The organism is Octadecabacter sp. SW4, from assembly GCF_008065155.1.
Classification (GTDB): Bacteria; Pseudomonadota; Alphaproteobacteria; order Rhodobacterales; family Rhodobacteraceae; genus SW4.
The window spans coordinates 1,502,866-1,516,715 of sequence record NZ_CP042819.1; the positions used below are offsets into that span (position 1 = coordinate 1,502,866).

General features: G+C 61.5%; 10 protein-coding genes. 3 read left to right on the plus strand and 7 right to left on the minus strand.

Annotation, left to right across the window (positions count from 1 at the left end):
• Positions 1-64: 64 nt before the first annotated feature.
• On the plus strand, positions 65-2,470 hold the full coding sequence (locus tag FTO60_RS07420; RefSeq protein ID WP_148055361.1) for an FAD-dependent oxidoreductase: 2,406 nt from the start codon (positions 65-67) through the stop codon (positions 2,468-2,470).
• Between the two features lie 41 nt (positions 2,471-2,511).
• Here FTO60_RS07420 and FTO60_RS07425 read toward each other — a convergent pair whose 3' ends face one another.
• On the minus strand, positions 2,512-3,069 hold the full coding sequence (locus tag FTO60_RS07425; protein WP_148055362.1) for a YSC84-related protein: 558 nt from the start codon (positions 3,067-3,069) through the stop codon (positions 2,512-2,514).
• Between the two features lie 96 nt (positions 3,070-3,165).
• Entirely contained in the window at positions 3,166-4,161 is a 996-nt protein-coding gene (gene hemB / locus FTO60_RS07430) for a porphobilinogen synthase (protein ID WP_148055363.1), read from the minus strand.
• A gap of 120 nt (positions 4,162-4,281) precedes the next feature.
• Here hemB and FTO60_RS07435 point away from each other — a divergent pair, with 120 nt between their 5' ends.
• Complete coding sequence (locus FTO60_RS07435; RefSeq protein ID WP_172623837.1) at positions 4,282-4,806, plus strand: component of SufBCD complex; 525 nt, start codon at positions 4,282-4,284, stop codon at positions 4,804-4,806.
• Positions 4,807-4,817: 11 nt separating this feature from the next.
• Positions 4,818-8,312, plus strand: coding sequence for a transcription-repair coupling factor (gene mfd / locus FTO60_RS07440; protein ID WP_148055364.1), 3,495 nt, complete (start codon positions 4,818-4,820; stop codon positions 8,310-8,312).
• Here mfd and FTO60_RS07445 read toward each other — a convergent pair.
• From FTO60_RS07445 to FTO60_RS07465, 5 genes are read right to left on the minus strand one after another with little or no spacing between them, the layout of a single operon-like run.
• Positions 8,309-9,517 carry a multidrug effflux MFS transporter gene (locus FTO60_RS07445; RefSeq protein ID WP_148055365.1) on the minus strand — a complete coding sequence of 403 codons (1,209 nt, stop codon included), beginning with the start codon at positions 9,515-9,517 and terminating at the stop codon, positions 8,309-8,311. The two genes, mfd and FTO60_RS07445, sit on opposite strands and share 4 nt — an antisense overlap.
• Positions 9,514-9,978 carry a metal-dependent hydrolase gene (locus FTO60_RS07450; RefSeq protein ID WP_148055366.1) on the minus strand — a complete coding sequence of 155 codons (465 nt, stop codon included), beginning with the start codon at positions 9,976-9,978 and terminating at the stop codon, positions 9,514-9,516. Before FTO60_RS07450 ends, FTO60_RS07445 begins: the two co-directional genes overlap by 4 nt.
• Positions 9,975-10,616, minus strand: a complete 642-nt coding sequence (locus FTO60_RS07455; protein WP_148055367.1) for a DsbA family protein — start codon at positions 10,614-10,616, stop codon at positions 9,975-9,977. Before FTO60_RS07455 ends, FTO60_RS07450 begins: the two co-directional genes overlap by 4 nt.
• The gene (locus FTO60_RS07460; RefSeq protein ID WP_148055368.1) at positions 10,603-12,075 is read right to left on the minus strand and encodes a class I adenylate-forming enzyme family protein; all 1,473 of its coding nucleotides are present in this window, start codon (positions 12,073-12,075) and stop codon (positions 10,603-10,605) included. Before FTO60_RS07460 ends, FTO60_RS07455 begins: the two co-directional genes overlap by 14 nt.
• Before the next feature lie 16 nt (positions 12,076-12,091).
• Positions 12,092-13,810 (minus strand): extracellular solute-binding protein, encoded by a 1,719-nt coding sequence (locus FTO60_RS07465; protein WP_254696939.1) that lies wholly within the window; start codon positions 13,808-13,810, stop codon positions 12,092-12,094.
• Between the last annotated feature and the right edge of the window lie 40 nt (positions 13,811-13,850).

Here is a 13,850-nt window from a genome sequence, read left to right on the forward strand (position 1 = left end):
GATACAAATGATGGCCAAAGCAGCGGGTCAAGGTAGGGGCAAGATTCGCTCGAAAGGTCTCTAAATGCGCACCCATGCCCAAGCTGTCGTTATCGGAGGCGGTGTCATTGGTTGCTCGATCCTTTACCATCTGGCCAAGGCGGGCTGGACAGATGTGGTTTTGCTGGAACGCGACGAGCTGACCAGCGGCTCCACCTGGCACGCGGCGGCCAATATTCACGGGCTGCATGACAGCACCAACATCAGCCGGATCCAGCACTATACGATGCAGCTTTATAATGCCCTTGAGGCCGAAACCGGCCAAAGTTGTGGTGTGTTTCAGCCGGGTTCTCTGTATCTGGCACAGACCGAAGCGCGCGAACATCAGCTGCGCCTGCAAGCCGCCAAGGCCAGGTTTTACGGGATGAACTTCCATGAAGTGTCGCGCGATGAGGCCGCGCGCCTGCACCCGCTGGTCGATTTCGATGGCATCCGCTGCATCATGTATGAACCCGACGGCGGCAATGTCGATCCCAGCGGTGTGACAAACGCCTATGCCAGCGGCGCGCGCCAGATGGGGGCGGAAATCATCCGCTTTTGTCCCGTCACAGGCACGTTGCAGCAGCCCGATGGCACATGGGTCGTGGAGACCGCCAAGGGTGATATCCGTGCCGATTGGGTGGTCAATGCCGCCGGGCTGTGGGGGCGCGAAGTGGCGGCCCTCGCGGGCATCACGCTGCCACTGCAACCCACCGAACATCAGTATTTCGTCACTGAAACCATCGCTGAAATTGCGGCGATGGATCGGCGCTTGCCCTCGGTTGCGGACCGTGACGGCGAATACTATCTGCGTCAGGAGGGGCAGGGGCTTTTGGTCGGGGCCTATGAAAAGGATGTGCGGTTCTGGGCCGAGGAAGGCACGCCGCAGGGCTTTGGACATGAACTTTTTGCCGACGATCTGGAACGGATCGAGGACAATATGATGCGCGCGATTGATCGCGTGCCGGTCGTGGGCGCGGCGGGCATCAAGCGGGTGATCAACGGGCCGATGATCTGGTCGCCCGACAGCAACGTGTTGTTTGGTCCGCACCCCGATCTGCGCAACTATTTCTGCTGTAACGGCATCATCCCCGGCTTTAGCCAATCGGGTGGCATGGGGTTGATGGCGGCCGATTGGATCACCACTGGCGAAAGCCGCTATGATATGTTCGCCTGGGATGTGGCGCGCTTTGGCGATTGGGCCGACAAGGCCTTTACCAAGGCGCGGGTGGGCGACCAATATGCGCACCGCTTCAGCATCCATTTTCCCGGCGAAGAGCGCGCGGCGGGCCGCCCGCTGCGGCGCCGTCCGGTATACGCGCGGCAAAAGGAAATGGGCGCGGCGTTCGGGTTGAACTATGGCTGGGAGCATCCGGCCTATTTCGATGCCGATGTGCCAGACAGCGCCGGTTTTACCCGCCAGACGTGGTTTGACAGCGTTGGTCGCGAATGTAAGATGCTGCGCCAAGCCGCTGGTATCATTGATATTTCCAACTTTGCCAAATACATCTGCAAAGGGCCGGGCGCGGCGGATTGGCTGAATGCGGTCTTTGCCAATAACATGCCCGAACCGGTCGGGCGGTCCTGTCTGACACCGCTGATCGGCGTGCGTGGTGGCATTGCCGGTGATTTCACCGTCACGCGCTTGGGCGAGGATGAATTCATGGTGATCGGCTCTGGCATGGCCGAACGTTATCACCAACGGTTCTGGAAAGAGGTGCCGCTGCCCGAAGGCACCACATTCGAAAGCCGGACCGAGGCGATCTGCGGCTTTAACATTGCTGGACCTTTGTCGCGCAAGTTATTGCAAAAGTTGACAAATGCGGACCTGAGCACCGCGGCGTTCCCCTTCATGCGCTCGCAGAGGATCGACATCGCCGGGGTGTCCGTCATCGCGCTGCGCGTGTCTTTCACCGGCGATCTGGGGTGGGAACTGCACTGCAAACAGGATGATCAGCTGCGCCTTTACGATGCGCTGTTGCAGGCTGGTGCGGATCTGGGCGCGGGGCCTGTGGGCAGCCGCGCACTGATGTCGCTGCGGGTCGAAAAGGGCTATGGCAGTTGGGGGCGCGAATACAGCCCCGAATACTGGCCACAAGAGGTAGGTCTGGATCGTTTGATCAAAGAAGAAAAAGATTTCCTGAATAAATCCGCATATATAGAGATCAAAGATAATGTATCGCGTGAAGTTCTATCGTTGATCCACGTGCAGCATGTCGACACCGCCGATGCCACGGGGGGCGAACCTGTTTTCCTGCCCGATGGCACGCCTGTAGGCCGCGTGACCAGCGGCACATATGGCTATAGCGTCGGGATGAGCCTTGCTCTGGGCTATCTCAAGGGGGTCAAGGCGGGTGATGCGGTCGACGTGATGATCCTTGGCAAACCGCATCGCGGAGTGGTGCTGGCCGAGCCACCCTTTGACCCCAAGGGCGAACGCCTGCGCGCCTGAGATCTGCGCAGACATCGCACTGATCTCTGCGCAGGAAACGCTTAGGGAATGATGCGTGTATATTTTGTGCCTTCAAGGGTCGCGCCAACGCGCAGCCCCGTCTGGGCAAAGATCACGGCAATCACCGGTGCAAGCGACGTTGTCGTTTCCGCGCGCAGGGATTCGCCTTGTTCCAGCAGGGCATATTCAAGATTGGCGCCTGCCGCCCAGCCGCTGGCCTGACGGAATTCCACCAGCGCGTTCTGGGTCATGAAGAACAACACATGGCTGAACTGCTGCGCGCCGATCTGCAAACCGGCGCTCGCGGCGGCGGATGAATAGTAATCGACCGTGGTTTCCCCGATCCGCAGCGCGCCGCGCCCGTATGACCCGCCAAGGCCAAAGCCCGCTTCGGTCACCAGCGGCATGACCAGCATCCCCGTCGATTTATTGGCCAGATCGCGGGTGCCGGGGTATTGCGCATACATGAAATTCAGGGTGGAGTTGACGCGCGCGTCGATCGTTTCCGCCCCGCGTCCGCCGATGCCATTGCCACATGCGGCCAAAGATGTGCCTGCAACGGCCCCCAAAGCAAAGTTGCGTCGTGTAAGATGTGTCATTGTGCTGCCTCGATATGTCGGCCTTTTTGGCCGTTATGGCGACACTATAGGCAGTAATCCGCGCCCTGTCAGCACCTAGATGCAGTTGCGCAGGTTTTAGCCCAAGAGGCGCGCGGCGGCAGGGGCGAAATAGGTCAGGATTCCGTCACATCCGGCGCGTTTGAAGGCCATCAGGCTTTCCAGCATCACCTTGTCGTGGTCCAGCCAGCCGTTCGCGGCCGCTGCCCGGATCATCGCGTATTCGCCGCTGACCTGATAGGCGAAAGTCGGCGCGCCAAAGGTGTCTTTCACGCGGCGACAGATATCGAGGTAAGGCATGCCGGGTTTGACCATCACCATATCCGCGCCCTCGGCCAGATCGCGCTGCACAAGGCGCAGGGCTTCGTCGGAATTGGCGGGGTCCATCTGATAGGTGTTCTTGTCACCTGTCAGTGCGCGCGACGCCCCGACCGCATCGCGAAACGGCCCGTAAAACGCGCTGGCGTATTTGGCGGCGTAGGACAGGATGGATACATTCTGGTGGCCGTCACCTTCCAAGGCGGTCCTGATCGCGCCGATCCGCCCATCCATCATATCCGACGGCCCAAGGATATCGGCCCCCGCGTCCGCTTGGGCCAACGCCATTTTGACAAGCGCCGCAACCGTGCGGTCATTGACGATTTCGCCGTTTTCGACAAAGCCGTCGTGGCCGTTGATATTATAGGGGTCGAGCGCGATATCGGTCATCACGGCGATATCGGGGGCGGCGTCCTTGATCGCGCGGATCGCCTGATTGGTCAGATTGTCGGGCGACCAGGCCGCGGCGCAATCTTCGGTCCGGTTGGCGGCGTCCGTGTAGGGAAAGATGCAAATTGCGGGGATGCCCAGATCGTGGGCCTCGCGCGCGGCCTTTGCCACACGATCCACCGTGCGCCGCACCACCCCGGGCATTGAGGTCACGGCGTCTTCGGCGTCCTTGCCTGCCATGACGAAAACCGGCCAGATGAAATCATCTGGGCTGAGTGCATTCTGGCGCACCAGCGCGCGCAGGGCGGGCGATTTGCGGGTCCGGCGCAGGCGCGCGGCGGGAAAGGGGGCAACGGTCGGTTTCATGGGCGGGCCTTTCTGGTCACACCCCTAGGCCTGCCACGGATTTTGTGTGCTCACAAGTCTGGGCATTGGCGGCCTGCGGCGTTAGTGTCCCGCAAAACCGATTTGGACAAGCAGCCCCCCGTGAACTGGACCCAAGTAATCTTTGAAGTGATCGACATGCGATCGTTCTCGAACCTTTGGTTCTGGATCGGCCTTGCCGTGGTCTGGTCCTCGGCCAGCCATTGGGTGCTTGGGGTGCCTTTCGATTTGATCCAGCGCGCGAAAAAGCATGGCGGGCAGGCCGAGGCCGACCTTGAGGACATGGTGCGCATCAACGTCAACCGCCTGCTCTATATCGGGCGTGTGTCGGGGCTTTGGCTGCTGGGGTTTATCTGTTTTCTGCTCACGGCGCTGGGGCTGCTGGCCTTTGTCTATGATATCGAGTTTGCCCAGGCAGTGTTCCTGATCGCCTTTCCGATGACGCTGGTGGGAATGCTGTCGCTGTCCACGGCGCGGCTGATTGAGCAGCACGAACCCAAAGGCGATGAGCTGCATCGACGCCTGCATCGCCACCGGATCTGGACCCAGGTGATCGGCATGATCTCGATCTTTGTGACGGCGATGTTCGGCATGTATCAAAACCTTGCTGTCGGCCCCGGATTCTAGGCGTTACCCCCTTGGCCAAACCTGCACATATCACCGTATCGGGTGCGCCCGAAGGCTTTGATGCCCGGCTTGTCGTGCAGGAAATGCAGGCCAGTGGCGCGCCGGTAATGCATATCGCGCGCGACGACAAACGCCTTGCGGCGATGCAGGCCGCGCTGCGGTTTTTTGCGCCCACCGTGCCGGTGATCACCTTTCCGGGGTGGGATTGTCTGCCCTATGACCGTGTGTCGCCCAACGCCGATGTGGCGGCGGCGCGCATGGCCACACTGGCGGGGCTGGTGCAGGGGATGCCGGCACAGTTCATCCTGCTGACGACCCTGAACGCCGCCACCCAGAAAGTGCCGGCCCGCGAGGTGTTGCGCGAGGCGGCGTTTCGCGCCGCGGTGGGCGATCGGATCGACGAGGCCGCGCTGAAATCCTTTCTGGTGCGCATGGGGTTCACCCAAAGTCCGACCGTGCTTGAGGCTGGCGATTACGCCGTGCGCGGCGGCATTATCGACGTCTATCCGCCCGGACAATCGGGTCCGGTGCGTCTTGATCTGTTTGGTGATGTTCTGGACGGGGCGCGCCGGTTTGATCCCGCGACGCAGCGCACCACAGAAAAGCTGGACCGGGTGGAACTGGCACCAGTGTCCGAGATCATTCTCGACGAGGCGGCGATCACGCGCTTTCGGCAGAATTACCGCATCGCCTTTGGTGCGGCTGGCTCGGATGATCCGCTATACGAGGCGGTGAGTGCGGGGCGCAAACACGCGGGCGAAGAACACTGGCTGGGGTTTTTTCATGATCATCTGGAAACCCTGTTTGACTATCTGCCCGACGCCACCATCACGCTTGATGATCAGTTTGGCGCACAGCGCAAGGCCCGCTGGGATGCGATTGCCGACCAATATGACGCGCGCCGCGAGGCGATGCAGCAAAAGTCGCATATGGACACGGTTTACAAACCCGCGCCCCCGGACACCCTGTATCTGGATGATACGGCCTGGGAAGCGGCCGTTGGTGCGCGCCGTGTCCTGAACTTCAACCAGTTGCCGCAAGCGACGGGCATGGGGGTGACGGATGCAGGCGGGCGGATCGGGCGCAATTTCGCACCTGAACGCCAGCAGGAAAATATCAGCCTTTTTGGGGCATTGGCGGCGCATATTAAAGCAAAGCTTGAAGATGGACCGGTGGTGATCGCCAGCTATTCCGAGGGTGCGCGCGAACGCCTCATGGGGCTGATCGAGGACGAAGGCATCGCCGAGGCGATCCCCGTCACCGATATGTCACGTGTGGGCAAACGCGGCGTGCACTTGGCCGTCTGGGCGCTGGAACACGGGTTTGAAGGCCCGCTCGCCGCGCCTTACGCCGCGGCAGGCGACAAGACATCCCTGACGGTGATTTCGGAAACTGACGTGCTGGGCGACCGGTTGATCCGCCAAACCAGACGCAAGAAACGCGCCGATAACTTCCTGACCGAAACCCAAAGTCTGACACCGGGCGATCTGGTGGTGCATGTGGATCACGGGGTCGGCCGGTTTGTCGGGCTCGAGGTGATCACGGCCGCGGGTGCCGCCCATGAATGTCTGCTGCTGGAATACGCGGAACAGACGAAACTTTACCTGCCCGTTGAAAACATTGAACTTCTTAGCAAATTCGGCCACGAGGTCGGGTTGCTCGACAAGCTGGGCGGCGGTGCCTGGCAGGCCAAAAAGGCCAAACTGAAAGAGCGTATCCGCCAGATGGCCGAGCGGTTGATCCGTGTTGCCGCCGAACGCGCCCTGCGCACCGCACCGGTTTTTGATCCGCCCGAGGGCATGTGGGACCAGTTCCTTGCGCGCTTTCCTTATGCGGAAACCGAAGACCAGCTGCAGGCGATCGAGGATGTGCTGACCGATCTGTCCTCGGGGCGGCCAATGGACCGGCTGGTTTGCGGCGATGTGGGTTTTGGCAAGACCGAGGTGGCGATCCGCGCCGCCTTTGTGGCGGCCATGTCGGGTGTGCAGGTGGCGATCATCGCGCCAACCACGCTGCTGGCGCGGCAACACTACAAGGGGTTTGCGGAACGTTTCCGGGGTTTTCCAATCAATGTCAGGCCCTTATCGCGCTTTGTTTCAGCAAGGGATGCCAATCTGACCCGCGAAGGGCTGGCGCGCGGGACCGTGGATATCGTCATCGGCACCCATGCCTTGCTGGCAAAATCCATCCGGTTCAAGACCCTTGGGCTGATGGTGATCGACGAGGAACAGCACTTTGGCGTGCAACACAAGGAACGCTTGAAGCAGATGCGCACGGATGTGCATGTCCTGACATTAACTGCGACGCCTATCCCGCGGACTTTGCAGCTAAGTTTGTCCGGTGTGCGCGACCTGAGCATCATCGGCACGCCGCCCATCGACCGTCTGGCGATCCGCACCTATGTCAGCGAATTTGACACGATCACGATCCGCGAGGCGCTGTTGCGTGAACATTATCGCGGTGGGCAGTCATTCTTTGTTGTGCCGCGTATTGCCGACCTGCCGGAAATCGAAACCTTCCTGCGAGATCAGGTGCCCGAGGTGACCTTTGTCACGGCCACGGGGCAGATGGCGGCGGGTGAGCTCGATGACCGGATGAACGCCTTTTATGATGGCAAATACGATGTGTTGCTGGCCACGACCATTGTCGAAAGCGGGCTCGATATTCCGACGGCCAACACGATGATCGTGCATCGCGCTGATATGTTCGGGCTGGCGCAGCTTTACCAGATTCGCGGGCGGGTGGGGCGCTCCAAGACCCGCGCCTATGCCTATCTGACCACCAAGCCACGCACCAAGCTGACTGCCACCGCCGAAAAGCGCCTGCGGGTTCTCGGTTCGCTAGACAGTCTTGGGGCAGGGTTCACGCTGGCCAGTCAGGATCTGGATATTCGCGGCGCGGGCAACCTTTTGGGCGAAGAACAGTCGGGCCAGATGAACGAGGTTGGCTACGAGCTTTATCAGCAGATGCTGGAAGAACAGATTTCCAGGATACGGTCCGGCGAGGCTGAGGGCCTGCAAGACGATGGTGAATGGTCGCCGCAGATCAATCTGGGCGTGCCCGTATTGATTCCCGAAGACTATGTGCCCGATCTCGACGTGCGCCTTGGCCTTTATCGTCGCCTGTCGGACCTGACCACCAAAGTCGAACTTGAGGGCTTTGCCGCGGAACTGATCGACCGGTTCGGAACGCTCCCGCGCGAGGTCAACACGCTGATGCTGGTCGTGCGCATCAAGGCGATGTGCAAAAAGGCGGGGATTGCCAAACTGGACGGTGGGCCAAAGGGCGCGACGATCCAGTTTCACAACGACAAGTTCGTCTCTCCCAAGGGGCTGGTCGACTTTATCGAAGACCAGCGCGGGCTGGCCAAGGTGCGCGACAACAAGATCGTGATCCGGCGCGACTGGACCAAGGAACGCGACAAGATTCAGGGTGCCTTTGGCATTGCCCGTGATCTGGCTGCCAAGGTGAAAGAGGCGGAAAAGGCGAAGGCGAGCAAGACTTAACCGTCGCTGTCGCGCCGGATCATCGTGGTCAGCCAGAATGCCAATGCAGCGCAGATCAGGATACCCAGCGCGAGCGGCAGGGGCGTGCCGTTGAAGGCAAGTCCGATCGGCGCGGCAATCATCACCGCCCCAATCGTCGAAAACGCCGCGATCAGTGACGCGGCCATCCCCGCGATATGGCCCATCGGTTCCATGCCGAGCGCATTCAGGTTGCCCGCCGTCATCCCGACCTGAAAGAAGACCGACACGTTCCATGCCGCGAAGATCAACAGTTCCACGCGGGGCGACAGCGGTGCAAACATCGCGACGATCATCAGCGCCGAGGCCCCGACCTGCACCAAGAACATCGTCTTGATGATCGGGCGCATCCCCAGACGCCCGACGATACGCGCATTCAGCAGGCTGGCCGAGGAGGCCAGAATGGCAATCCCGCCGAACCAGACGTGGAAGTAATCGCCCTGTCCATAGGTCACGTCAAAGATCTGCTGGGTCGAGGATATCAACGCAAACAACATGCCCATTGCCAGCGTCTGCACAATGATCGACAGCCGCGTTGTGGGGTGGCCCAGCACCTCGCGGGTCGCGGACCACAGGCTGGTGAAATCCAGCGGGCGGCGGCGCGCGGGGGTGAGCGTCTCGGGTTGGCGCAGGGCCAGCCAGACCACGGTGGTGCCGGAAAAGACCACAAAGGCCAGGAACACCGCCTGCCAGCCTGCAAGGGTGATGATGATCATCCCGATACTTGGCGCAAGTGCCGGCACCAGCGCAAAGATCAGCATCACGAAGGACATGATCCGCGCCATATCGCGGCCCGAATAGATATCGCGCACCAGGGCAACCGCAACGACCCGTGGCCCCGCAGCGCCCAGCCCCATCAAAAGGCGTGCCGCCAGCATCGTTTCCAGCGTTGGCGCCGCCCAGGCGATCAGCGCCGCCGCGCAGTAGATCACCGCGCCCGCGATCATTACCGGCTTGCGCCCGAACCGGTCAGACAGCGGGCCGGTCACGAATGTGCCCAGTCCCATGCCCAGCACAAAGCTGGTGACGATCAGCTGCGCGCGGTTGGGGGCACCCGGTGACAGCTCGGACGCGATGGCGGGCAGGGCCGGCAACATCGCATCGATCGAAAAGGCGACCGTGGCCATGATCATGGCGATCAGGGCGACAAATTCCAGCTGCGACAGGCGGGCGGTCGGGGCTGTCATGGGCGTCTGCGATACAGGAATATGGCCAGCGCCCAGACCACAAGCTCAAGGGCGAAAACCCAGTGCAGGACAAAGTTCAGCACCCAGTTGTCCCAGCGCGCCGGGATTGTCACCAGATGGGTGAACCGGTCGGACCAGGGCCATTGCCACATGATGTCACCGGAAATGGTATCAAGGCTGACATGCAGGATCAGCGCGGCGAAAAACGCCGCCGCCGCCAGCAGATAGCGCCGCGCCAACAGCGCGACCAGCGGCAGGGAAATCCCCGCCACCATCGCCCAGAACGCCGGAACATGCACCCAGTAGCGGTGGTGATGAACCGCGCGGTCATCAACCAGATAGAACCAGATCAAGTCGAAATCGGGCAGCACGCCGCCGATCAGCGCCGCAGGCAGAACCAGTGGCGCGGCAGGCCAAAGCCGCCCGAGCACATAGCCCGATGGCAGGTGTGCGGTGATCATTGATCGGCGATTTGCGTCATGATCTCGGCGATCACGCTGTCCCATGTTTCGGTTGGTTGTGCGCCGGGCACCGCATGTTGCTGCGCGACGATAAAGGTCGGCACCGATTGCACGCCCATCTTGCGGCTGTGCTGGTCGCGGGCGCGAATGTCGTCCATGTCGGCGTCGCTGGCCAGCAGTTTGGCCACCAGCGCGGCGTCCATGCCCGCACTGTCGGCGATATCGGCCAGCACTTCGGGGTCGCCGATGTCGCGCCCTTCGACAAAATAGGCCTCGAACAGTTTGTGCACGACGAACAGCTGATGCCCCTCGATGCCGGCCCAATGGATCAACCGGTGGGCGTTGAGCGTATTGGGTGTGGTCTTGATCGCGTCGAGATTGATCGCCAGTCCCGCCGCCTCGGCCCGTTCCACAACCGGGGCATAGGCCTTGATCGCGCCCTCCTTGCCGCCGAACTTGGTTTCAAGGTATTCGCGCCGGTCCATCCCTTCGGCGGGCATATCGGGGTTCAACTGAAAGGGGTGGTATTCGATGGTGAACGGGTGGTCAGGCACCTTGAGAAGGGCCGCGTCCAAAGCGGTCTTGCCGATATAGCACCAGGGGCAGATCGGGTCCGAGATGATATCAAGTTTGACCATGTGCGGCCTCCCAGTTCTGGCGCAACACAGGGCGCAGCAGTTTGTTGTTGGCGCCCCGTGGCAGGGCTTTGACGCGCACAAACAAACGGGGTGTCTTGTAGCGGGCCAGTCTGGTGGCAGCATAGGCGGCCAATGCGTCATCCTCTATCACATCGGCGCTTAGATAAAAGGCCGCAATAACGGTCGTGTCGGCTTTGATGCGCACCTCGGTCACGGCAATGTCGTCGATCGCGGGGTGGGGGCGCAGGGCATCCTCGACCTCGATCGGCGAGACGCGGAACCCGCCCGCGTTCAGCATGTCATCGCTGCGCCCTTCATAGATGATCGCGCCGCCGGGATCAAAACGCCCCAGATCGCCGGTCAGAAACCAGTCGCCGCTGAATTTGGCGGCTGTCTCCTCGGCGTGGTTCACATAGCCAAGCATCAGGCCCGGATCGTCGCGGTGCACAGCAATGACGCCGGCATCGGCGGGGGCACCATTGGCAATCAAGGCCACGCGCCGCCCGTCCTGCGGATATCCCAGCGTGCCGTCGGGTGCAGGACGTGCGGGGCTGCCCGACAGGAAGGTGGAACATTCCGACATGCCAAAGGCCTCGTGGATTTCGGTGCCGGTGGCGGCACGCCACTGGGCGCGGATTGTTGCAGGCAGTTTTTCACCAGCGGACAACCCGTGGCGCAGGGCGGGCAGCGGGGCGATTTTCGACTTTAGTAGTTGTCGGTAGACCCCTGGTGCAGCCGCGAAAATCGTGGCGCGGTGGCGTTTCATGAGCGCAGGCATGTCGGTTGTGGCGGGTGCGGCAATCAGGGCCGTGGCCCCGATGGCCCAAGGATCAAGCAGGCCCGTTCCCAGCGTATAGGTCCAGTTGAACGCGCCCGCATGCAAAAGGCGGTCATCTGGCCGCAGCCCCTCCCAGCCGTCCCACATCATCTGGCGCGCAAGGATCGCGCGGTGGGCGTGCAGCACGGCGCGCGGTTTGCCCGCGGTGCCCGAGGTAAAGATGATATAGGCGGGGCGGTTTGGATCGCCCATCACCGGCGCGGCGGCAGGCAGGGTGTGAAAATCCGCCACCATCGCAAGATCAATCACCGGAATGTTGCCATCGGGCAGGGCCACGTCGGGGGCGGCGACGATCAGCTTTGGATCAAGATCGGCGCAGATCGCGGTGATTTCACGCGCCGTCAACTGCGCTGATGTGACCACGGGGATCAGCCCCGCCATGATGCAAGCCAGATAGACGATCGGAAATTCCGGCGTATTGCCAAGCCGCATCAGGACCTGATCACCGGGGCGCAGGCCACGGCTGATCAGCCCCGTGGCCGTACCGGCCACAGCCGCATGCAGGTCGCCGTACCGCAGATCATCGCAGCCATGCGGCCCCAGCACCGACAGCGCGACCTTGTCGGGCTGGGTGCTGGCGTGGCGCAGCACGTAGGCGGCCATGTTGAAGCGGGGCGACATGCCCCGGCGCGATGCCTTAGCCCTCGTCGTACCACCAGACATCGGGCTGCCAGCCGGGCCAGTCGCCAAAGATCGGCATGGTGTCGGGGTAGCGCAGGTTCTTGTCATGGGCGATCCGGCTGATGTTCCACTGATAGATCGGGATCACATAGCGCCCTGCGGTCAGCAACCGGTCCAGAGCACGGGTCGCGGCCAGGAAATCATCTTGATTGGGCGAGGTCAGCAAGCGGTCGATCATCGCATCGATCGCCGCGCTTTGCACGCCCATCAGGTTGCGTCCGCCCGGTTCATTGGCCGTCGCAGAGCCCCAGTACAGGTTCTGTTCGTTGCCCGGCGACAGCGACAGGCCGCGCCGCATATAGGTCATGTCGAAATCATAGGCGTCGGTGCGTTCCTTATACTGCGCCCCGTCCACCACGGCGATGGTCGGCGTCACCCCGATCCGTTCAAGCGATTGCACATACATGTCGATGATCGACTGGTTTTCGCTGCTGCCTGACCCGAGCAAAATCTCGAATGTGAACGGATTGCCCGCCGCATCGGACATGACACCATCCTTGACGGTATATCCGGCCCGCTCCATCGACTCGAGCGCGGCGGCGGTCCCTGCGCGGTTGCGTTCGCTGCCATCGCCGACGGGCAGGGCATAGCCGCTGATCGCATCCGCCGGAATGCTATCGGCAAAGGGTTCAAGGAAATCGGCGACACGCCCCGTTGCGGGCCCGTCCTGCATCGCCAGCGGCGAGTTGCTGAAATAGGATGTGATCCGGGGCTGCGCGCTTCCGGTCATGGCCTCGTTGATGAATTCAAAGTTGAAAGCCTGGATCATCGCATCGCGCACGTTGATATCGCTGAATTGCGGCTTGCGGGTGTTCATCACGAAACCGGTGATACCGCTGGGGCGCGAATGGGGCAGGACCGACAGGACAACATCGCCCGCGGTGATCGCCTCGAAGTTATACTGGCTTTCCCATTTGGCGACGTTGAATTCGCGGTTTGAATTGACCTCGCCGACCTTGAAAGCCTCGAAGGCGGCCGTTTCATCACCAAAGAATTCAAGCCGGATCGTATCGAGGTTATAAAGCCCGTTCACAAAAGGCACGACATCATAACCCCAGTAATCTGGATTGCGGGTCAGTTCGACAAAACGGCCCGCCTCGAAGTCGCTGATCTGATAGGGGCCAGAGGTGGTGGGGATCACGTCCAGTCCGCTTTCGGCGAAATCCAGACCCTCCCACTGCGCCTTTTGCAGGATCGGGCGGATACCGGCCAGCAGCGCCAACTCGCGGTCTTCGGTGTTGAAGGTCATGCGCACGCCGCGTTCGCCCACCGGTTCGATGCTGGCAACTTTGCCATAGAACCCGTGATAGCGCGGATGACCGACCGTCCCGAGGGTTTCATAAGACCAGATCACATCTTCGACCGTGACGGGGGTGCCGTCCGAGAATCGGGCCTCCTCGCGCAGGGTAAATTCGACCCATTCGCGATTCGGTCCGGTCTCGACCGATTCGGCCAGAAGGCCGTAAAGCGTGAAAGGTTCGTCCAGCGAGCGCGCCATCAGGCTCTCTCCGGTGAGGAAGCGCAACTGCCACGGCACCGACCCTTTCAGGATGTAGGGATTGAGGCTGTCAAAGGTGCCGACTTCGGCCGTGACGATGCGCCCGCCCTTGGGCGCGTCAGGGTTGGCATAGGGCAAATGCGCAAAATCTGGTGGCAGGGCCGGGTCCCCATACATAGCTATGCCATATTGGGGCTCGGCGGCGGCGAAACCGGCA